18 protein-coding genes and 1 pseudogene are annotated in these 19,702 nt (G+C 70.3%); 9 read left to right on the top strand and 10 right to left on the bottom strand.

Annotation, left to right across the window (positions count from 1 at the left end; genetic code table 11):
- Positions 1 to 109 precede the first annotated feature (109 nt).
- Both ADL25_RS20325 and ADL25_RS20320 read left to right on the top strand, forming a co-directional pair.
- Positions 110 to 1,597, top strand: coding sequence for an ABC transporter permease (locus tag ADL25_RS20325; RefSeq protein ID WP_059129187.1), 1,488 nt, complete (start codon positions 110 to 112; stop codon positions 1,595 to 1,597).
- A gap of 83 nt (positions 1,598 to 1,680) precedes the next feature.
- Positions 1,681 to 2,364, top strand: coding sequence for an ABC transporter ATP-binding protein (locus tag ADL25_RS20320; RefSeq protein WP_059129186.1), 684 nt, complete (start codon positions 1,681 to 1,683; stop codon positions 2,362 to 2,364).
- Between the two features lie 114 nt (positions 2,365 to 2,478).
- Here the strand turns inward: ADL25_RS20320 and ADL25_RS20315 are convergent, their stop codons facing one another.
- Complete coding sequence (locus ADL25_RS20315) at positions 2,479 to 3,402, bottom strand: helix-turn-helix domain-containing protein (protein ID WP_059129185.1); 924 nt, start codon at positions 3,400 to 3,402, stop codon at positions 2,479 to 2,481.
- A gap of 167 nt (positions 3,403 to 3,569) precedes the next feature.
- Between ADL25_RS20315 and ADL25_RS20310 the strand changes: the two genes are divergently transcribed.
- The 4 genes from ADL25_RS20310 (at position 3,570) to ADL25_RS20295 (ending at position 8,177) form a co-directional block, all read left to right on the top strand.
- Positions 3,570 to 4,610 carry an NAD(P)-dependent alcohol dehydrogenase gene (locus ADL25_RS20310; RefSeq protein ID WP_059129184.1) on the top strand — a complete coding sequence of 347 codons (1,041 nt, stop codon included), beginning with the start codon at positions 3,570 to 3,572 and terminating at the stop codon, positions 4,608 to 4,610.
- A 216-nt stretch (positions 4,611 to 4,826) separates the two neighbouring features.
- Positions 4,827 to 5,213 (top strand): VOC family protein, encoded by a 387-nt coding sequence (locus ADL25_RS20305; protein WP_059129183.1) that lies wholly within the window; start codon positions 4,827 to 4,829, stop codon positions 5,211 to 5,213.
- A gap of 657 nt (positions 5,214 to 5,870) precedes the next feature.
- Positions 5,871 to 6,311 (top strand): hypothetical protein, encoded by a 441-nt coding sequence (locus ADL25_RS49805; RefSeq protein ID WP_059129182.1) that lies wholly within the window; start codon positions 5,871 to 5,873, stop codon positions 6,309 to 6,311.
- 111 nt (positions 6,312 to 6,422) lie between these two features.
- The gene (locus ADL25_RS20295) at positions 6,423 to 8,177 is read left to right on the top strand and encodes a S8 family serine peptidase (RefSeq protein ID WP_059129181.1); all 1,755 of its coding nucleotides are present in this window, start codon (positions 6,423 to 6,425) and stop codon (positions 8,175 to 8,177) included.
- 121 nt (positions 8,178 to 8,298) lie between these two features.
- Here ADL25_RS20295 and ADL25_RS20290 read toward each other — a convergent pair whose 3' ends face one another.
- The 4 genes from ADL25_RS20290 to ADL25_RS20275 all read right to left on the bottom strand — a co-directional run bounded on the left by ADL25_RS20290 (position 8,299) and on the right by ADL25_RS20275 (position 11,785).
- Positions 8,299 to 9,021, bottom strand: a complete 723-nt coding sequence (locus ADL25_RS20290; RefSeq protein WP_079050483.1) for a DUF2637 domain-containing protein — start codon at positions 9,019 to 9,021, stop codon at positions 8,299 to 8,301.
- Between the two features lie 22 nt (positions 9,022 to 9,043).
- Positions 9,044 to 9,217 carry a hypothetical protein gene (locus tag ADL25_RS20285; RefSeq protein ID WP_159044959.1) on the bottom strand — a complete coding sequence of 58 codons (174 nt, stop codon included), beginning with the start codon at positions 9,215 to 9,217 and terminating at the stop codon, positions 9,044 to 9,046.
- A gap of 438 nt (positions 9,218 to 9,655) precedes the next feature.
- Positions 9,656 to 10,933, bottom strand: a complete 1,278-nt coding sequence (locus ADL25_RS20280) for an ATP-binding protein (protein WP_059129199.1) — start codon at positions 10,931 to 10,933, stop codon at positions 9,656 to 9,658.
- A 114-nt stretch (positions 10,934 to 11,047) separates the two neighbouring features.
- Complete coding sequence (locus ADL25_RS20275) at positions 11,048 to 11,785, bottom strand: SDR family oxidoreductase (RefSeq protein WP_059129179.1); 738 nt, start codon at positions 11,783 to 11,785, stop codon at positions 11,048 to 11,050.
- A gap of 222 nt (positions 11,786 to 12,007) precedes the next feature.
- Here ADL25_RS20275 and ADL25_RS20270 point away from each other — a divergent pair, with 222 nt between their 5' ends.
- Both ADL25_RS20270 and ADL25_RS20265 read left to right on the top strand, forming a co-directional pair.
- Complete coding sequence (locus tag ADL25_RS20270; protein WP_059129178.1) at positions 12,008 to 12,817, top strand: helix-turn-helix transcriptional regulator; 810 nt, start codon at positions 12,008 to 12,010, stop codon at positions 12,815 to 12,817.
- 154 nt (positions 12,818 to 12,971) lie between these two features.
- Positions 12,972 to 13,748, top strand: a complete 777-nt coding sequence (locus ADL25_RS20265; RefSeq protein WP_059129198.1) for a DinB family protein — start codon at positions 12,972 to 12,974, stop codon at positions 13,746 to 13,748.
- 333 nt (positions 13,749 to 14,081) lie between these two features.
- Here ADL25_RS20265 and ADL25_RS50630 read toward each other — a convergent pair whose 3' ends face one another.
- Positions 14,082 to 14,255, bottom strand: coding sequence for a hypothetical protein (locus ADL25_RS50630; protein WP_234380973.1), 174 nt, complete (start codon positions 14,253 to 14,255; stop codon positions 14,082 to 14,084).
- On the opposite strand from ADL25_RS50630, the gene ADL25_RS20260 reads away from it, so the two are divergent.
- Complete coding sequence (locus ADL25_RS20260) at positions 14,190 to 16,208, top strand: restriction endonuclease (RefSeq protein WP_059129197.1); 2,019 nt, start codon at positions 14,190 to 14,192, stop codon at positions 16,206 to 16,208. The two genes, ADL25_RS50630 and ADL25_RS20260, sit on opposite strands and share 66 nt — an antisense overlap.
- Before the next feature lie 52 nt (positions 16,209 to 16,260).
- On the opposite strand, the gene ADL25_RS20255 is transcribed toward ADL25_RS20260, so the two are convergent.
- From ADL25_RS20255 to ADL25_RS20245, 4 genes and pseudogenes are all read right to left on the bottom strand, one after another.
- The gene (locus tag ADL25_RS20255) at positions 16,261 to 17,367 is read right to left on the bottom strand and encodes a serine hydrolase domain-containing protein (RefSeq protein WP_059129177.1); all 1,107 of its coding nucleotides are present in this window, start codon (positions 17,365 to 17,367) and stop codon (positions 16,261 to 16,263) included.
- 181 nt (positions 17,368 to 17,548) lie between these two features.
- The gene (locus ADL25_RS49800; RefSeq protein ID WP_199839186.1) at positions 17,549 to 18,343 is read right to left on the bottom strand and encodes a hypothetical protein; all 795 of its coding nucleotides are present in this window, start codon (positions 18,341 to 18,343) and stop codon (positions 17,549 to 17,551) included.
- 171 nt (positions 18,344 to 18,514) lie between these two features.
- Positions 18,515 to 18,745, bottom strand: a pseudogene (locus ADL25_RS46325) (DUF4291 family protein); the annotation flags it as partial.
- A 29-nt stretch (positions 18,746 to 18,774) separates the two neighbouring features.
- Positions 18,775 to 19,665 (bottom strand): NAD(P)H-binding protein, encoded by an 891-nt coding sequence (locus ADL25_RS20245; protein WP_059129176.1) that lies wholly within the window; start codon positions 19,663 to 19,665, stop codon positions 18,775 to 18,777.
- Positions 19,666 to 19,702 lie beyond the last annotated feature (37 nt).

The following is a 19,702-nucleotide window of genomic DNA, read 5'->3' as shown; positions in this document are numbered from 1 at the left end:
CGCCCCGGATCTCCCGGCAGCGGGGCGGCGGCCGGGGCAGCGCGGTCTTCTCATCGTTCTCTTATGTCCGGCTTATGGGTTCATCAGGGTGCGTCCCTAGCTTGCGGCCATGTTCTTCACCTACCTGAGGCGCGAACTGCGCCGCCGCAGAAAGGCGGCCCTCGTCGTCGCCTCCGGGCTTGCGCTGGGCATCGCTCTGGTCATCGTGGTCAACTCCGTGTCCTCCGGCATGGGGAAGGCGCAGGACAAGGTCCTGCAGTCGCTGTACGGTCTCGGCACCGACATGACCGTGACGAAGGCGGCGGCTGCCCCGTCGAGCGGCTCGCAGGGGCCGCGCTTCAACTTCGACGCACGCAACAACGGCTCCAGCGACACGCAGAGCAGCGACCGCGTCATGGTCCAGGGATTCCAGACCCTGGCCGACAGCACGGTCTCCAAGGTCGGCTCCCAGAGCGGGGTCTCGGACGCGGTGGGCGGACTGAGCCTGCGCGTCATCAAGATCAGCGGCCAGTTCACCCAGGGCCAGTTCAAGCAGTTCCAGAACGGCGGTGGGCAGCGCGGCCGGGGCGGTGCCACCGGAGGGCCCCAGGGCCGCGTCGAGGGCGGCGGTGCCAACTTCGACGTCAACAACTACTCCCTCTACGGCACCGACGTCACCAAGCCCGCCCTGGGCCCGCTGACCTCGTCGAAGATCACCAGCGGCCGTACGTTCAAGACCTCCGAGACGGACGCCAAGGTCGTCGTCGCGGACTCGGCGTACGCCAAGGAGAAGAAGCTCAAGGTCGGAAGCACCGTCACCATCAAGGACGTCAAGTACCAGGTGATCGGCATCGCGACGGCCGACAGCGGTGACGCGGCGGCCAACCTCTACCTCCCGCTGAAGCAGGCCCAGACGCTCGCCGACTCCAAGGACAAGGTCACCACGATCTACGTCAAGGCGACCGACTCCCAGCAGATCGCGGCCGTCAAGAAGACGATCCAGACGAACATCTCCGGGACGACCGTCACCACCTCCTCGGACCTCGCCTCCACGGTCTCCGGCTCGTTGTCCACCGCCTCCAGCCTCGCCACGAGCGTGGGCAAGTGGCTCTCCATCGCGGTGCTCGTGGCCGCGTTCCTGGTCGCCGGTCTCCTCACCTCCTCCGCCGTCTCCCGCCGGGTGCGCGAGTTCGGCACGCTCAAGGCGCTGGGCTGGAAGTCGGGCCGGGTGACCCGGCAGGTGGTCGGCGAGGCCGTCGTCAACGGCCTGGTCGGCGGTGTCCTCGGTATCGCGCTCGGCCTCGCGGGCGCCTACGTCGTGAGCGCCATCAGCCCGACGCTGCAGGCCCAGCTCGGCGGTGGTGGTGGCGGGGGCGGCGGCTTCACCGGTGGCGGTGGTGGCGGCTTCGGTGGTGGAGGTGGTGGCGGCGGCTTCGGCGGCGGTCCCGGCCGTCAGACCGCCAAGAGCCTGGAAGTCGCCCTCACGGCGCCGGTCAGCGCCACCACCATCGTCCTCGCGGTCGCCCTGGCGGTGGCCGGCGGTCTGATCGCCGGTGCCTTCGGCGGCTGGCGCGCCTCACGGCTGCGCCCGGCGGACGCCCTGCGCCGCGTCGAGTAGCACCCGCCCCGCACACCTCGCGCGGCCCGGAGCCCGCCCGTCACGGCAGGCCCCGGCCCCATCCCATCCCAGGAGTTGCAGCCATGTACGAACTCAGAGGCGTCACCAAGCGCTACACGCGGGGCAAGGAGACCATCCTCGCCCTGGACGGCGTCGACCTCGCCATCGGCGACGGCGACCGGCTGGTCATCCAGGGCCCCACCGGAGGCGGCAAGTCCACGCTGCTGCAGATGCTCGGCGGACTGGACAAGCCGTCCGCCGGCAGTGTCGAACTCGACGGCGTCGACCTCGCCAAGCTGTCCGAGGCCCGGCTCACCAAGGTGCGCAGCGAGAACATCGGCTTCGTCTTCCAGTCCTTCAACCTGATCCCGACGCTCACCGCCCAGGAGAACGTGGAGACCGCCCTCGTGCCGCTCGGGGTGAAGGCCAAGGAGCGGCGCGAACGGGCTGCCGAGGCGCTGCGGTCCGTCGGTCTCGGCGAGCGGCTCGGACACCTGCCGGGCGAGATGTCGGGCGGTCAGCAGCAGCGCGTGGCCATCGCCCGCGCGCTGGTGAAGCAGCCGAAGGTGCTGCTCGCCGACGAACCCACGGGAAACCTCGACGAGTCGATGCGCGACGAGATCATGGACGTGCTCGAGCGCATGTGGAAGGAGCACGGGCTGACGTTCATCATGGTCACCCACGACTCCTCCATCGCGAAGAAGGCCCCGCGCCTCGTGACCATCCGCAAGGGGCGGATCACGGTCAAGGAGAACGCCGCACGGTAGACCGCACGGGCCCCAATGCGTCGTATCCCACGGATCCGAGGCACCGATCGACCCCCCGGCGCATTGCGTGCCCCGGGGGGTCGACGTCCAGAGGGGCGGGGCCGGTACCGCGGGTCAGTGGCCGGGCGCGGTCGTGGCCGCCCGGGTCGCGTCCGTCCCCCAGCTCGCCAGCAGCCGCAGCGCCTCCGCCGACGCAGATCCGGGCTCGGCGTGATACGTCACCATCGACAGCTCACCGTCGCTCGGCGGCCGGAACGACTCGAACTGCAACTCGAGATCGCCCACCAGCGGGTGCCTCAGCTGTTTGAGCCCGTGGCTCTTCTCCTTGACGTCGTGCGTCGCCCACAGCCGCCGGAACTCCTCGCTCTTCACCGACAGCTCCCCGACGAGCGCCGACAGCCGCGGATCGTCGGGATAGCACCCCGCCTCGTACCGCAGCTGGCACACGATGTCGATCGCCTTCTGCTCCCAGCCCACGAACAGGTCGTGGTACTCCGGCTGAAGGAAGACCATGCGCGCCCAGTTCCGTTCCTGCTGGGGCAGCCGGGACCAGTCCCCGAAGACCGCCGCGGCCATCCGGTTCCATGCCAGGACCTCCGAGCGGCGCCCGACGATGTAGGCGGGGACACCGTCGAAGGTGTCCAGCAGCTGACGCAGCGAGGAGCGCACCTGCTGCGACCGTGCCGAGGGCTTCTTCTTGTGCGCCTTGGGCTTGGCGAGGTGCGTCAGATGCGCGTGCTCCGCGTCGCTCAGCCGCAGTGCGCGGGCGATGGCGTCGAGCACCTCCGCCGACACGTTCCGTCCGTTGCCCTGCTCCAGACGCGTGTAGTACGCCACCGAGACCCCGGCCAGCTGCGCCAGCTCCTCGCGCCGCAGCCCCGGCACCCGCCGGTGCCGGCCGAAGTCCGGCAGGCCCACGTCCTCGGGCTTGAGCCGGGCCCGCCGGGTGCGCAGGAACTCGCTGAGCTCCGCACGCCGGTCCAGGGCCTGTCCGGCCCCCGCGGTGGGCCCCTGCACGGAGCCGGGCGTCACGTCCATACGTCCAGTATTCCTGGTCGTACGCCCATGAGCCTGACCCCCTCGGTGGTACGAACGGCCGACGTACACAAAGCCGTGGCCTGGGTGGAGCCGGTGCCCTCCGGCAGGCTGGACGCCGTGCCCGGTGGAAGGCAGCCGGGCACGCGACCCTCAAGGAGAAATCCGGCATGACCACCGTTGCTGCGTACGCCGCGCCCGCCGCCAAGGCCCCGCTCGAGCGCACCACGATCGAGCGCCGCGAGGTCGGCGAGTTCGACGTACTGATCGACATCAAGTTCGCCGGCATCTGCCACTCGGACATCCACCAGGCCCGTGAGGGCTGGGGCGACGCGATCTTCCCGATGGTTCCGGGGCACGAGATCGCTGGCATCGTCTCCGCGGTCGGTTCCGGCGTGACCAAGTTCAAGGTCGGGGACCGGGTGGGCGTCGGCTGCATGGTCGACTCCTGCCGCGAGTGCGAGAACTGCCGGGCCGGCCTCGAGCAGTACTGCCTGAAGGGCAATGTCGGCACGTACAACGCCCTCGACAAGAACGGCGAGCCCACCTACGGCGGCTACTCCGAGAAGATCGTCGTCGACGAGAACTTCACCGTGCGCATCCCCGACGGTCTCTCCCTCGACGTGGCCGCCCCGCTGCTGTGCGCCGGGATCACCACGTACTCGCCGCTCCGGCACTGGAACGCGGGCCCCGGCAGGAAGGTCGCCGTCCTCGGCATGGGCGGCCTGGGGCACATGGCCGTCAAGATCGCCCACGCCATGGGCGCCGAGGTGACCGTGCTCTCCCAGTCCCTGCGCAAGAAGGACGACGGGCTGAAGCTGGGTGCCGACCACTACCACGCCACCAGCGACCCGACGACCTTCGAGCAGCTGCGCGGCTCGTTCGACCTGATCGTCTCGACCGTGTCGGCGCCGCTGGACTTCGGCGCCTTCCTCTCGCTGCTGAAGCCGGACGGCGCGCTGGTGAACGTGGGTGCGCCCGAGGAGCCGATCTCGTTCAACCTGTTCTCGCTGATCTCGGGCCGCAAGACCCTCGCCGGCTCCGCCATCGGTGGCATCCGCGAGACCCAGGAGATGCTGGACTTCTGCGCCGAGCACGGCATCGGCGCCGAGATCGAGCTGATCGGCGCGTCCGAGATCAACGACGCGTACGAGCGGGTACTGAGCAGCGATGTCCGGTACCGGTTCGTGATCGACACGGCCACCATCTGAGGAATCGGTGATCACGGCGTGAGGCGGCCCCGCGGCCGCCTCACGCCGTACAGCCGTGTCCCGCACCTCATGTCATGGGCTTGCCCCTCCGGTCTCCGACGGCCCGGGTCTCGGTCGCGGGTAGGAGCGGGACGGGACCAGAGACCGATGTTTTCGGCCGTGCGGCCGCCTAGCGTGAGAAGTGGTCCTGGCACCGAGGGGGAAGGAGGCCCGACCATGGCAGTCGAACTCAACCACACGATCGTCGCCGCCCACGACAAGACGGCATCCGCACGGTTCCTCGCGGATCTGCTGGGTCTGCAGGTGGAACCGCAGTACGGCCCGTTCATGCCGGTGCAGATGCCGAACGGCGTGACGCTGGACTTCATGGACTCCGACGATTCGATCACTCCGCAGCACTATGCGTTCCTGGTCTCCGAGGACGACTTCGACGCGATCTTCGGCCGGGTCCGGGACGCGGGCCTGACGTACTGGGCGGACCCGCACCACAACCGTCCCGGAGAGATCAACCACAACGACGGCGGCCGCGGGGCGTACTTCGACGACCCGAACGGACACAACCTGGAGATCCTCACCAGGCCGTACGGGAGCGGCGAGGACTGATTCCCGACCGCGGTCCCGGCCCGGCAGCCGTGCGACCGCGGGGCGCACCGGACAACCCTCGGAGCGGATGTCCGCGAGCGCGAGTGCGACGCCGGCCCCGCCCGGTGCGGAGTGACCTCGCGGGCGTCGTCGATCGGGCCTGTCGTCGATCAGGCCTGTCGGCACTCGGGAGTGTCCCCCGACGTCTCCATGAACTCCCGTGCGGAGAGCGGAAGTTGCCGCCACGCGGAGTTCGGGCAGGCCACCGTGGGTGGCGGGCGGTCCGCGGTGACGTACGGGCCGCCGTACCCCGACCGGTGCAACGGGGACCCGGCGCCGACACGGGCCGCCATGGCTCGCTGCCCGGAGCCGCCGTACCGGGGGAGCCCCCCCGTGCCGCGGAGGCCGTCACCCGGGTGGCGGGCGGTGCGAGGGCGACACGCCCGACCTTCCGGAAGCCACCCGCATGGGCGACCGCGGACCCCGGGAGCGGCCCGGGCCAGGGAAACCGTGTGGCGTGCGCGTCCGCGCCCCTCGACCGGCGTGTCCCTCGCCGGGTGCCCATCGGATTGCGGTCGGGGCGGCGCCAACTTAGCTTCAGGGCGTCGGACTTCTCCCGACAAAGCCAACATAGATTCGTATGTCGGCTTCCCCCATGATGCCGCGAATGGAGCATTCATGTCGGTGATGACCGGAATCCAGCCCATGCAGCAGACCGGCTCGCAGCAGCAGATCGCGCAGATCGTCCAACAGTCGATCCAGCAGGCCTGTCAGCAGGCGAGCCAGCAGATCGCCCAGCGCATGCAGCAGCAGCTGCAGCAGATTCAGCAGGTTCAGCAGCAGCTCCAGCAGCAGGGCATGGCCCAGCAGGCACACCCCTACCTCGCTCTTGCGCTGCACCACACGCTGCACGCGGGCATCCGGCAGGCCGTGGAGCAGTCCGTGCAGCAGGCGCTGCCCACCGCCATCGTGACCCTGCTGCAGCAGAGCCAGCAGGGCATGCAGCAGTGGGGCGGCCAGCAGTCGGGCGGCCAGCAGTCGTTCGGCCAGTCGTTCCCGCAGCACCAGCAGCCCGGCTTCGGTTACGGCCAGATGGGTCAGCCCTTCGGTATCGGCTGACCCCTGGCGGCGCGCGATGCGGTGTGCCACGGGACCGGTTCCCGGGCACACCGCATCACCGTGGAAGCGCGAGCCGCCCGTCGCCGGATCAGGAGCAAGGACGACATTTCCGTGGTGAAGGTGGACGTGATGGTCAAGGAAAAGCCCGGACACAGCCGCGAGGGCGGGTCCGAGGGCGCAGGGGCGGGCGGGCCGGGGCCCGAGGGGAAGGACGCGGCGCCGCGCAAGAAGGGCGCGCCGTCACCGATCGCGGTGCATCCGCGCCGGGAGCGGTACATGGTGACGCCGCTGCCGCAGCATCTGCTCCCACCGGGAGTGCCCGAACTGGGCATGGACGCGGTGTGCGACCGGCTGGAGCGGATGCCCGAGGTGAGGGTGATCCGCAGACTCCGGCCCGCGGAGAGGCTGCAGTCGGCCGGGGTGCACCCCTCCTGCCCGGAGATCGCGGTCGTCGAGGCGGCCGAGGCGCAGGTGCCGGCGATGCGGTCGCTGCATGTGCACATCGAACCGGACCTGCCGCTGGCCGGGACCGGACTCGCCGCCATGCCCACCGCGGGGACCCTGCCGCTGCGTGATCCGGGGCTGGTCCTGTCCCTGGGACGCCCTGTGGAGATCACGCTGCGCGTCTGCGGCCCGGACGGCGAACCGCTCTCCGGCGCCGCGGTGTTCCTGATCGGGGCGACCTGGCCGGGCCAGGGCATCACCGGGGCCGACGGCACGGCCACCGTGACGCTGGCGACGGACACCGTCGAGTCCGTTCGGTCGCTGTACGTCCGGCCCGTGGGCGGTTACAACGACCGCTGGATCCACCGCCCCGACCTGTCGGAGACCCAGGAGAACCTGGTCATGCTGACGCCGCTGGCCAAGGCGTACCCGGAGCTCGAGGAGCGGCAGCAGTACGGCTGGGGCCAGCAGGCCATGCGCCTGGACCGGCTGCCTCCCACCTTCCGCGCCTTCGGCGTCAGGATCGCGGTCATCGGGTCGGGCGTCAGCGCCGACCATCCCGACCTGAAGCAGCGGGTGCGTTCCGGAGTCGATCTCGTGCACGGTACGGCCGACGGCTGGGCCCACGACGTGATGGGCAGCGGCACGCACGCCGCGGGCGTCATCGCCGGGGCCGACACCGGCAAGGGTGTCATCGGCATCGCCGTCGACGCCGAGATCGAGGTGTGCGAGGTGATGCCCGGCGGGCACTTCAGCGACCTGATCGCCGCCCTGGACCACTGCATCGATCGTGAAGTGGACATCGCCAACATCGCCGTGGCGACGCCATACCCCTCGTCACTGGTCTCCCACAAGCTGGCCGACGCCAACGCGGCGGGGATCGCCTGCGTCGCCCCCGCGGGCGACACGGGCGGCCCGGTCGCCTTCCCCGGCTCGCTGCCCACCGTGTTCGCGGTGGGTGCGCTGGGGGTCTACGGCTCGTTCCCCCCGGACACCTCCCAAGCGACCCACACGGGGCCGCCGTTGACACCGGAAGGACTGTTCGCCGCGCCGTTCAGCGGCTACGGCCCCGGGGTCGACGCCGCCGCCCCGGGCGTCGCGGTCCTGTCGTGCGCGCCGGGCGGCGGATACGCGTCCCTCGACGGCACCGGCACTGCCTCGGCCCATGTCGCGGGTCTCGCTGCCCTTGTCCTCGCCCACCACGAGGACTTCCACGGCCAGCTGCTGCCGCGTGGTCCCGGGCGGGTGCAGCACCTGTTCCAGATCATCGCCACGAGCTGCCGCGCTCTGGCCGCCCCCGGCACGATGGAGGCGGCGCGCGTCGGACGCGGTCTGCCCGACGCCCTCGTCGCCCTCGGGCTGGCCCCAGGTGTACAGCTCGCTCCGGCTCTGTCGCCGTTCGTCCCGTCCCTGGCCGGTTGACGGCCCGCGGGACGGGCGCGGACACACGGAACGGCACCCGCTCGTGCGGCGGGTGCCGTTCCGTGTGTCCGACCGTGTCCTCCCGTGTGCCACCGCGGTGCCGGCAGGTCGGGTCCTCGTGTCAGCCGCCGGGCGACTGCTCCTTGCCGGGTGCCGCATGCCTGGGGCGGTATTTGCACGACACCTGGCCGACCAGCTCCCGGAAGCAGACCAGCGCGGTGACCGGCGGGATTCCCACGATCACCATCGCCAGCAGGCTGTGTTCCGAGTTGCCGATGCACAGCGCAACGGCCGTGGCGGAGGCGACGAGGACGACCACCCACGACCGCCGGGCGGTCCGGTGCTGGAAGGCGGCCCGCAGGACGGAGAGGGCCGCCACGAACCACGGCCCGTACACCGTCAGCGGCCACCACTGCGCCAGAGGCTCGGGAAGCACCGTCGAGGCGATGGCGCGCAGCTGGGCGTAGGAGTAGGCGATGGACCAGCCGAGCATGGCCACCGCGCAGGCGGCGATGGTGGCGACCAGGATCGTGGCAGGGGTGACTTTCTGGCCGCTGTCGAGGATGTGTGCACCCGGCCGGGGGCGCCGACGGTCGATCCGGTGGCGGTGCTGCCCGTCCATCGAGGGCGGAGCGGGGTCCACTCCGGTCGCCGTGGACAGCATCTGGGCCAGTTCCTCGTCCGGATCCCAGCCGCTCGGTGCCATGTCGGGGGCGGGTGAGCCCCAGGCGTGATGCACCTCCAGGGGATCGACGGTGTAAGGATGACGCCCCGGTGGGTCGTAATCCGTTCTCAGGTCGAACTGAATGTCGTAGAGGCCTGGCTCGCCTTGAAGCCTGTCCATTCTCAGCTCCTCCGCGCCCTCGTCAGGACGCTCCGTCCATGGCGCGCAGGTATTCGCTTTCCATGTCGCCGATCTCCTTGAGGAAGTCTTCAAGAAGGTCCGAGCAGCCCCTGGCGAGTGCCTCACCGCCCGTCGGATCCTGCCAAGCGGCTCCACGTCCGACAGAGATCTGATCTTCCGGTTCGTTCCAAGTCACGATCACCTAACGAGCGCCATACGGAGGAAGCTATCCGGCATTCGGGGGAATCTATCGCTGAAGAATCGTTCCTGCGGTGTGATGACCGTACCCTGCCGACGAAATTCAGAAAATGCGTGCAATCACCTTTCGGTGAATAGCATTTCACTCTCCGCGAGGGTCCCTGGTGAGCTCGGTCCGAGGGACGAACCTGGGACGGGAGTCGCGTGCGCCGAGGCCCGGGCACGCGACGCGCGGGCCGCCGCGGGAGCCGGCGGGACTCCTGGGCGTGGCTTTCGACGGCGCTTTTCGGCCATGGTTGAGTGTCGGTGGGCGCCGTCCTGCTGCCGGCTTCGCCCTGACCGCCGGGTCGGCCGACAGGAGGGCATGGGCTCAGTGCACCGTGGACATCCCACCTTATCGCCCACGAGGGTTGCCCGGCACCGCAGTTGACCGCCCTCAGAGCCGGCTGTACTTCTCGATGTCCTCGGTGAACTCCTCGATCGCCCGCGCGGTGAGAGTCGGCCGTGTGTCGGCGATGGCGGTCAAGTAGTCCTCGGTGGTGGCCGGTTCGCCCTGCCGATGTGTCACTTCGCGTTCGAAGGCCGCCTGGGCCCCCTTGCGCGCGGCGAACTCGATGTCGGCCGGGGTGAACAGCTCGCTGGCCTCCACCAGTCGCGAGAGGTCCACGGAGTCGATGGCGGCCCTGAGGTAGCGGACCCAGATGGCGGCGCGAGCCGTGGGGTCCGGCGGCCCGATCGGGATGACGTAGTCGAACCGGCCCGGCCGCAGGAACGCCGGGTCCAGAGAACGCACCGAGTTGGTGGCGCAGACCAGCAACCGGGCATCGTGCTCACGGAAGTTGGGGATGAGTTTGAGCAGCTCGTTGGTCACCCCGTGGCCGGGGTCGACCGCCCGCCCCGACCGCACGCCCGCGATCTCCTCGACCTCGTCGATGAAGAGCAGGACCGAGTCCAGTTCGACCAGGTCGGCGAAGACCTCCCGCAGTGCCGCGGCCAGCCCCTCGCTCGTGTCGGCCGCGAGCCGGGACGGGAAGAGCTCCACGAACGGCCAGGTGACCCGTGAGGCCACGGCCTTGGCGAAGCTGGTCTTCCCGGTGCCCGGCGGCCCGAACAGGATGACCGCCTTCGGCGGGACGACACCGTAGCGGTCGGCCAGCGCGGGCTCCGTCAGCGGGAGCACGATCCGCCGCTCGACGACCTGCTTCTCCCGCTCCATCCCGGCCATCCGGTTCCACAGGCCCTCGGCCAGCATGCGGCCGCCCAGCGCCCGGAGCACGTCGGTGTCGGCAGACTCCCGTGGTTCGAGCTTCTCGTAGTAGGTCAGATCGTCGCGGGACAGGAAGCCGGAGTGGTCGAGCGCCTTCGTCCCGGCGGCGTCGGCGGGCAGCAGGGCGCTGATGCGGCGCACGCCGCGCGCCCGCAGCCGTCGTTCCAGTTCGGCCAGGAGGGCGCTGCCGATCCCGCGCTCGCGCCACCGGGCGGCGAGCGCGACCAGCAGGATCCAGGCGCGTTTGCCGTGCGCCTGCGCCACGGCCATGCCGACCAGTTCGTCACCGACGACCGCGACCACCGCGGTCTGACCGCTCTCGACCGCGGCCATCACCTCGGAGACCGGGAAGGCGGGCCGCTCGTCGGCCGGCCGGCTCTGGTCCCAGATCTGGATCGCCTGGTCGAGATCGTCATCGTGGTAGTCGCGCAGATGCCATGCGGACATCGCCACCACCTCGCAGGTGCGGGGTGTTCCATTGTCACCCGGTGCCCCGCCTGCCGCCGCACGGAGCAGTACGGTCCCGGGAGGAAGGCGCGCTCCGCGGCTACCGGGTGCGGTTCAGCTCTGGGCGGTGGGCCGTACGACGATTTCGTTCACGTCGACGGTGGGGGGCTGTTCGACGGCGAACGCGATGGCCCGGGCGATCGCGTCGGGCGGGATCGCGATGCGGTCGCGCATCGCCGTGATCTCCGCCCTGACCTGGCTGTTGGTCGACGCCTCGGCGAAGTCGGTGGCCGTCATACCGGGTGACACGGTGGTCACCCGCAGGCAGTCGCCCGCTTCCTGGCGCAGCCCCTCGCAGATGGCCCGGACCGCCAGCTTGGTACCGGCGTAGACCGCCATGTTCGGCACGACGCGGAACGCGGCCGTGGACGCGGTGGCCACGAAATGGCCCGAGCCCTGCGCACGGAAGACCGGAAGGGCGGCGCCGATTCCGTGCAGCAGGCCCTTCACGTTGACGTCCACCATCCGGTCCCACTCGTCGACGCGCAGATCGTCCAGCGGTGAGATCGTGCCGACCCCGGCATTGCTCACGAGCACGTCGAGCCGGCCGAAGCGGTCACCGGCCAGCGCCACCAGGGCCCGCAGATCGTTCCGCCGGGTCACATCGGTGCGCAGCCGAACAGCCTCGCCACCCGCCTTCTTGATCCGGGTCACCACCGCCTCCAGGCGCTCGGAGCGGCGAGCACCCAGCACAAGTCGCGCGCCGCGTTCCGCGAGCAGCAGCGCGGTCGCCTCGCCGATGCCGCTGCCGGCTCCCGTGATCGCCACCACTTTGTCCCTGATTCCGTGCATGAAGCAGTCCTCTCCCGTCGTCGGTGGCACGGCCGTGTACCGAGTGGCGGCGGCTTCCCGCGCGGGGGGCCCGGGAGCCGTCGCGCACCGGGCGGCCGTGGGCCGGTGCGAGCGTGCGAGGCCGTCGGCGGCGCCGCGGCCGGTGCTCGCACATCAGTCTCCGACCAGGCTTAGCCTGGTATCCAGAACCTACTTATTCTGGAACCAGAGGTGCCAGCCGTCATGCCCACGCAGCCGGACCGACGAAGTGACCTGGGCGCGTTCCTGCGCAGCAGAAGGGAGCGCCTCACCCCTGACGAGGTCGGCCTGCCCCGCACCGGCCGCCGGCGGACTCCGGGACTGCGCCGTGAGGAGCTGGCGCTGCTGGCCGGGATCAGTGCCACCTGGTACACGTACCTGGAGCAGGGGCGGGAGATCCGCGCCTCCGAGCAGGTGCTGACCGCCCTTGCCAGGGTGCTCCGGCTCGACAGGCACGAGCAGGAGCATCTCTTCCGGCTGGCCGGTCACCCGCCCGCGGCCGAAGCGGAGGAGCAGGAGCCGCTCGCCGACGAGGTGGCGGCCGTGCCCCTGCTGCTCCAGCCGAACCCGGCGTACATCATCGACGGCACCTACGACGTGCTCAGCCACAACCGGGCGGCCGAGGAACTGTTCCCGAAGCTCGTCACCGGGGCCGACCTGCCGGCCAACCTCGTCCGCTGGGTGTTCCTCGAGCCGGTGGCCCGGGACGTCCTGGTCGACTGGGAACCCGAGGCACGCGGCCTGCTCGCCCGGCTCCGGACACAGGCGGCGCGTCATCCCGCCGACCCGCGCTACGCCCGGCTGATCGACGAGCTGAACGCGAACAGCCCGCAGGCGCGGGCCTGGTGGCCCCAGTACGAGGTGCAGCCCCGGCACAGCGGACGCAAACGCCTGCGGCACCCGGGACGCGGAGCGATCGAGTACGCGTACACCGCGTTCCACCTGGCGGAGCGGCCGGAACTGACCCTGGTGATCTACAACGACGACGGAGGGACGGCCGGCGCGAGCGCCTGAACCGAACCGACCGCGGTACGGCTGCGCTTCGCGTGAGGCCGGGACGATGCCGAAGTGCGGTCTCTGCCTTGGGGACATGGAGGGGAACGACGTCCGGCTGCGACACCCGGAAGACCTTGCTCCCGGCGGTGTGTCCCGGCCTGGTCTGAGCGCCATGGGCGACAGTGACTTCACCGGCCTGCGCGGTGCGGAGTTCGAGCGCGCGGACATGACGGGGGCGCGGTTCACCACGGTGAGCCTGGACGCGGCGACGTTCCGGGCATGCGAGTTCAACGGGGTCGTCATGCGCGGCGTCGAGATGGTCAACACCACCATCGACGGCGAGATCCAGAATCTCGTCGTCAACGGAGTCGACGTCGCACCGCTGGTGGAGGCCGAGCTGGACCGTCGGCACCCCGACCGCCGCAAGTTCCGGCCGACCACCCCCGAGGGGTTCCGGGAGGCCTGGTACCTCGACGAACGGCTGTGGGAGTCGACCGTCGCGCGGGCACGCCGACTGCCCGAGGAACTGCTGCACGAGTCGGTCGACGGCAAGTGGTCGTTCATCCAGACCCTGCGCCACCTGGCGTTCGCAACCGAGTCGTGGGTCGGCCGCTGCATCCTGGGCGAACCCGGCCCCTGGCACCCGCTGTCCCTGCCGTGGGACCAGATGAGTCCGCGGCCGGGAGTGCCGCACGACCGTGACGCGCGCCCGCCGCTCGAAGAGGCGCTCGCCCTGCGGCGGGAGGCGATGGCCATGATGCGACGCATGGTCGACGGTCTGACCGACGAGCGGCTCGACAGCCGCACCGAGCCGCTCGTGGGCCCCGGCTGGCCCGACGAGGGCGAGACCTTCCCGCTCCGCGAATGCCTGCTGGTCGTCCTCAACGAGGAGTGGTGGCACCGCATGTATGCCGAGCGCGACCTGGCGGTCCTGGAGGAACAGGGCTGACGTCGTGGACCTCGTGGTCGCGGGGCTCGTGTGCCGCGTACCGAATGTCTGTGGGCACGGCTTGGCCCGATTCATCGAGCCGAGTGGCACCACCCCTTCTCCGCGGCTGCCGAGCGGCCCTCGTATCGCCGCACTCACTGCCCGGAGTTACGGACGGAGGGTTTTCTTCACGATCACGGCATCAGCCGCCGGGAGGCCGCGGGCAGCGCGGCCGCATGCGATTGCGCGGATTCCGGCCCAGCCCCGCGGTGGTCGTCTCAAGTCATGTTGACCTGCGAAGACGGCTGAGCGAATTGTTCCGTCCGAGTGGATGTGCGAGACGGTCATCGCTGACTAGAGTCGTCCCGTCACAACTGGTTGTGGGGACAGCCAGAGCGCCTTGGGGAGGGCCTGCAGCACATGAGTCGTCGTTCTGGTGGCGTGGTCGGCGTCTGGGCCGAGATGCAGAGGCAGCAGCAGCGTCAGATCGAAGCAGAAGCCCGACGACGGAGACAAGAAGCGCAGCAAGCACGCGCCTGTCAACGGCGGGCTGCGCAGAGTCACCGCGAGTACAGGCAGGCAGAGGCGCTGCGTCGCACCGCGGAATTGGACGCGCAGGTCTCGTCGCTGCAAGGCCTTCTCGCCTCGGGTTGTCAGGCACCGGCTTTCAGGGCTTCCGCTCTCATGCGATCCGAAGAGATCCAGCCCTTCGCCCCAGGACCTTTGGCGCAGCCCGTACCCATGCCGAACTTCGATCATTACCGAACGCAGAGCGGGTGGACCGCCGGCCGCCGGGCTCAGGCGCAGGCCGAGGCCCAGGCGCGTTTCGAGCGGGACTGGCAGGCGGCCCAGGCCGCGGAGGCCCAGCGGCAGCAACAACTGGCGTCGTACCACCGGGAGTACCAGCAGTGGGCCGATTCCCAGCTGGCCGACCTGCGGCGGCACAACGCCGGCGTCGTGGATCTGACCGAAGGAGTCGGCCGCCGCGATCCCGATTCCGTGGTCGAGTACTTCTCCGCCGCTCTCTACGCCTCGACCGCGTGGCCGGAGGGCTTCCCACGCCAGGTGGCAGCGGCCTATGACTCGGCAGCCGGACAGTTGGTGCTGGATTGGGAGCTGCCCGCCTACAGCGTCGTCCCGGAGGCCAAGTCTGTCCGGTACATGCCCGGGGTCGACCAGGACAAGGAGACTCCACGTCCGGCAGGCCAACGTCGGGCCCTTTATCGGGAGGTTCTGGCACAGTGCATGCTGCTGGTCCTGCATGAACTCTTCGCGGCGGACGAGCACGGCGCGCTCGAGTCGGTGACCTTGAACGGATTCGTCGACGGGCATGACCCCACGACGGGCCGACCTGGACGTATGTGTCTGGCAACCGTCATGGCCAGCCACTCGACGTTCCGTGATCTCCACCTGGCCCAGGTGGACGCGGGAAGCTGCCTGGCCGACGCACTGCGTGGGCAGCTCTCGGCCCGCCCCGACCAACTCTCGGCGGTGCGGCCCAGTCGCCGGCCGCAGGACGTCGGGAACCGTGTGGTCACGCATGGCAGCGATGACGACCCAGACCTGTACGAGATGGATCCGATCGCCTTCGAGAACCTCGTTGCCGATCTCTTCCGAGCCATGGGGATGCAGGCCGTCACCACCCAACGCTCGAACGACGGCGGGGTGGACGTCGACGCACTGGATCCGGCACCGATCCGAGGCGGCAAGATCGTCGTGCAGGTGAAGCGCTACCGCAACACGGTGCCGCCCACCGCTGTACGCGACTTGTACGGAACCGTGCAGGACGCCGGGGCCAACAAGGGTGTCCTCGTGACGACGTCGAGGTTCGGCCCCGGCTCCCACAGCTTCGCGGGCGGAAAGCCACTGGAACTGATCTCGGGTACCGAACTCGTCGACCTGCTCCATCGGCATGGACTCCGCGGGCGCCTGGGTGACGGCGCCGGTCGAGGTGCGACACCGGCCACCCCGTCGGTTCCGGACACTCGACTGCCCGACGACTACAACGTCCTGGGCATGTCGTGGACCGGAAGTGTCGCCTTGGACGTGGGTGCCCTCGTCTGCCGAGGCAGTCGAGTCCTCAGTGACGATCACTTCGTATTCTTCAACAACCCACAGACACCGGATGGCTCCGTGCGGGCTCTTCCCGCCATCGCGCCCGACAAGGCCGCGATCTGCGTCTCCTTCGACGGCTTGCCTGACGAGGCGGACCGGTTCGTACTCGTGGCCGCCATCGACCCTGAGATCAATCCCGCCGCCGATCTCTCCGGCTTCACGGACGCCTGCATCCGTCTGCTCGACCCGACGACGGCGGAGCTGGGACGTCTGGAAGTCTCCGACGGTCGCCCGCGCGAAACCGCCTTGGTGCTCGGCTCGTTCCGCCGCAGACCGAGTGGCGACTGGGACTTCGTCCTGGGCGGCAAGGGCTACACGGGCGGCCTGGAGGAACTCGTTCAGGATTTCGGTATCGACGTCGATTAGATCGAGGACCCGGGGTCGTGATGCCGCTGCGCCGAACGACGTGGCCGTGGCATCAAGCCCGCAGACCCTTGAGCCCGTCGTACGCGGCCATCACAAGTTCCAGCCCCCGGTTGTCGTCCGCGGGTTCGCGCATCTGATTGGTCACGTACGCCATCGCCATACGGGCCTCGGGATCGATCATGACGAGCGAACCGCCCCAACCGCCCCAACCGAAGGTGTTGCCGAACAGCCCGTAGCCCAGCCCGTAACGGACCGGCATGCCCAGGCGGCGGTCCTCGCCGCCGAACTGCTCCTGCCTCGCACGGTCACAGCCCGCCTGCGACAGCAGTCGCACCCCACGCGCCGTTCCCCCGCAGGCCATCACCGACTGCACGAGGGCGACCGAGCGGGCGTTGCCGAAGCCGCTCGCCGCCGGGATCTGCGCGCGACGCCAGGCCACGCTGTTCCCGTCACGGACCCGTACGGCGGTGCCGGTGGCGGGGGACGCGCTGCGGCCGGGCGCGCTCGCGGTGTAGTCCTCGTCGTGCGACGACGGCGGGACGGCGAGCGCCACCCGGTGGTCGTGCCCGGCCGGCAGTCCGATGTGGAAGTCGGCGCCCAGCGGCCGGGCCACCTCCTCCGCGAAGAATTCGCCCAGGCTCCGGCCGGTGATCCGGCGTACGACCTCGCCCACGAGAAACCCCTGGGTCAGCGAGTGGTATCCGGCCGCGCTTCCCGGTTCCCATTGCGGAGCCGACGCCGCCAGCCGTGCGGTGGCGGCAGGCCAGTCGTAGAGCTCCTCGATCGGCCCTGCCCAGTCGGGCAGGCCCGCGGTGTGCGCAAGCAGATGCCGTACCAGCACCTTGTCCTTGCCCGCCGTGGCGAACTCGGGCCAGTACCGGGCGACCGGTGCGGTCGGATCGAGGTCGCCACGGTCGGCCAGGACCAGCGCGCACAATGCCGTCATCGTCTTGGTGACGGACCAGACGTTGGTGATCGTGTCCTGCTGCCACGGGATCGTACGGTCCGCGTCGGCGAATCCGCCCCAGACGTCCACCACCGACTCGCCGTCCACGAAGACCGCGACCGAGGCGCCCGCGTCTCCCTCGTCCAGCAACCCGGCCAGCGCATTCGGCACCGCGGTGAACAGATCGTCGTACGTGCCCCGGATATCGGCCATGTGCCGTATTAGCGCGTATCGGCCGGTCGGAGGCAATCGAATTTCCGGACCGGGAGGAGCGTTCCCATGCCGCCGTGGCCAGGTTGTGGGACCGGCAGCCGGGAACCACAACGTACCCACTTCGGGCACCGTCACGTTCCCCGACCGGGAACTCCCCTGCCGAGGTCCGACTCGTGTGCCCCTACGTCCGTCCGTAGGCCGCCGGCCGGCCGGTGAACGCGTCCAGGAGCACGCGGTCGCCGAGCGGTCGGTCCAGTTTCACCGTCAGCCTCTCGCTGAGCAGCTGGCCGGTGCAGGGACCGTTCTTCGTCCCGACGACGGACGCGGACAGCACCACGCTCCCGCCCGTCTCGAGCACGTCCACGGCAGGACCGTCGTCGCAGGCCCCGTGGGCGGCCGCAACGGTGACGGACCGGCCGTCCCTTGCCGTCCCGACCAGTTGCCGAAGTGCCTGCAACGTGGCGCTGGACCCCTCCGCGAACGGCTCGATCGGCGGCGTCGGAGGTTCCGAGGGACGGACGGCGGCACGCTTGAGCGGAGTGTCGTAGCCGTCCACGGTGAAGAGCCAGGCCGGAACGGTGGCCGGGCCGCGGCTGGTGGCCAAAGTCATCTCACCCAGCTTCGCCCCGGTCACGTGCAACTGCGGTCCCGTGCCGCCGCCGCGGGCCACCACCTCGTAGGTCTGCTGCGCCTCCATCAGCGGCAGTGTGAGCGAGCCCCCGCTCTGCCACCTCACCAGGCCGTTCTTCCGCGCCGCGGTGGGGAGTCGGCCGCGCAGGGCGAAGTTGCGGCTCTCATGGGCTTGCTTGTCGGCTTCGTCGTGGAAGGCGTCCTCGGGCAACTGGACCGCCTCTCCGATCGGGTAGTAGCCCTTGCGCCAAGCCCGGGCGGCCTCGGAACTCCCAGGCCTCGGCGACTTGACGAGCGCGGGCCTCCGCCACCGGGTTGTGGTGGGGGGTGCGGGGCTGAGCGCCACGACCGTTGTCGCAGGCGGTGGCGGCCCCGCCCGCTGCGGCAAGCAGGGTGAGGGCGAGGAGCAGTTGTGCGGTGCATGTGGGCATGGGTCCCCCTGGGTCCGACGGTGACGGGCACAGGCCTCGCGGCGTACCGCTCCTACGACGCACCGGGCTCGGGCTGCGTTCGACGCGACCCGCTCGGGCGCCCACTGCACGCGAGTGGGCGCACGCTTCAACCGACGTTGCCAGGTGGCTCGGTCGGGGTGCGCCGCGCGGACGCAACTCGACAGACGGGCGTGGTACAGCGCCCAGCTGAAGCCGTCATGAGCGATCTCGACCGCCAGGACGGCCTGCTGCCCCGCCTTCGTGCCCCGGCCGCAGCGCTACGTCATCCATGGGAACGACGGCTTGATCCAGGTCAGGCCAACTCGATCGTCGCGTCCGCCTGAGCTCAGGGGGTGCCACGCGCGGTGTTCGGTGACGGCCACCAGGCTGCGTCGGAGATCGAGTTCGCCGGTGAGCCGGTCAGCCGGGTGACGACGTCGGTGACCAGGGAGATCTCGCCCTTCTCGATCGCTTGGTACCACGAGATCCAGGTCTCGATCTGTTCCCCGCTCATGCCCTGCCGCCATCGCCGCGCGAAGGCTTCCTCGAGGGTCTCTGGTTCGAAGCGGTAGGGCCGGCCGGTGGCCGCGGCGATCCGGGTGACCGCTTCGTGGAGAGTCAGGGCCTCGGGCCCGGTGATCTCCAGGATCGCGCCGTCGTGCCGGGAACGGGGACCCTCGTCGAGGGCGACCGCGGTGATCACGTCCGCGATGTCCTCGTGGGTGGCGAAGGCGGCCCGGCCGGTGCTCGCGGGGCCGCTGACGACGAATTCCTCGTCGGCGAGTGCGGCCGGTGTCGATGTGTAGAAGCCCGCCCGGAGCACCGTGTGGCGGACCCCGGCTCCGGCCAGGAACTGTTCGGTCAGCCACTGGTCGCGGGCGTTCAGGTAGGTGGCGGTCGGCGAGGCGCCGACGAGGGACACATACAGGACGCGGTCCACGCCGACCGCGATCGCGGCCTCGACCGCGGTGGCGTGTTCCTCCAGCCGGCGTCCCGTGCGATGTCCGGAGACCAGGATGAGCGTCGACGCGCCCTCCAGCGCCTCGCGCATCGCGGTGACGTCGCCGTAGGCGGCGGGACCGCGTCGCTGGGCGCCGGGCAGGTCGGGCATGCGGTCGGGGCTGCGTCCGACGAGGAGTTGGGGGACGCCACGGTCGGCGAGCCGCGCTGCGATCCGGCTGCCCAGTGCCCCGGTCACTCCGGTGACCGCCACCGTGGCGTGATGCTTGTCGGACATGGATTTCCCTTGATCCGGGGCCGCTGTCGACCGGAGC

The organism is Streptomyces sp. NRRL F-5122, assembly GCF_001507435.1.
Lineage (GTDB): Bacteria > Actinomycetota > Actinomycetes > Streptomycetales > Streptomycetaceae > Streptomyces > Streptomyces lannensis.
This window is presented reverse-complemented; position numbering and strand designations above follow the sequence as displayed.

What these genes read in the sequence shown, in the direction of transcription:
- ADL25_RS20325 (WP_059129187.1), top strand. Translation starts at nt 110, where the DNA reads ATGTTCTTCACCTACCTGAGGCGCGAACTGCGCCGCCGCAGAAAGGCG.
- ADL25_RS20320 (WP_059129186.1), top strand. Translation starts at nt 1,681, where the DNA reads ATGTACGAACTCAGAGGCGTCACCAAGCGCTACACGCGGGGCAAGGAG.
- ADL25_RS20315 (WP_059129185.1), bottom strand. Translation starts at nt 3,402, where the DNA reads ATGGACGTGACGCCCGGCTCCGTGCAGGGGCCCACCGCGGGGGCCGGA.
- ADL25_RS20310 (WP_059129184.1), top strand. Translation starts at nt 3,570, where the DNA reads ATGACCACCGTTGCTGCGTACGCCGCGCCCGCCGCCAAGGCCCCGCTC.
- ADL25_RS20305 (WP_059129183.1), top strand. Translation starts at nt 4,827, where the DNA reads ATGGCAGTCGAACTCAACCACACGATCGTCGCCGCCCACGACAAGACG.
- ADL25_RS49805 (WP_059129182.1), top strand. Translation starts at nt 5,871, where the DNA reads ATGTCGGTGATGACCGGAATCCAGCCCATGCAGCAGACCGGCTCGCAG.
- ADL25_RS20290 (WP_079050483.1), bottom strand. Translation starts at nt 9,021, where the DNA reads ATGGACAGGCTTCAAGGCGAGCCAGGCCTCTACGACATTCAGTTCGAC.
- ADL25_RS20280 (WP_059129199.1), bottom strand. Translation starts at nt 10,933, where the DNA reads ATGTCCGCATGGCATCTGCGCGACTACCACGATGACGATCTCGACCAG.
- ADL25_RS20275 (WP_059129179.1), bottom strand. Translation starts at nt 11,785, where the DNA reads ATGCACGGAATCAGGGACAAAGTGGTGGCGATCACGGGAGCCGGCAGC.
- ADL25_RS20270 (WP_059129178.1), top strand. Translation starts at nt 12,008, where the DNA reads ATGCCCACGCAGCCGGACCGACGAAGTGACCTGGGCGCGTTCCTGCGC.
- ADL25_RS20265 (WP_059129198.1), top strand. Translation starts at nt 12,972, where the DNA reads ATGGGCGACAGTGACTTCACCGGCCTGCGCGGTGCGGAGTTCGAGCGC.
- ADL25_RS20260 (WP_059129197.1), top strand. Translation starts at nt 14,190, where the DNA reads ATGCAGAGGCAGCAGCAGCGTCAGATCGAAGCAGAAGCCCGACGACGG.
- ADL25_RS20255 (WP_059129177.1), bottom strand. Translation starts at nt 17,367, where the DNA reads ATGGCCGATATCCGGGGCACGTACGACGATCTGTTCACCGCGGTGCCG.
- ADL25_RS20245 (WP_059129176.1), bottom strand. Translation starts at nt 19,665, where the DNA reads ATGTCCGACAAGCATCACGCCACGGTGGCGGTCACCGGAGTGACCGGG.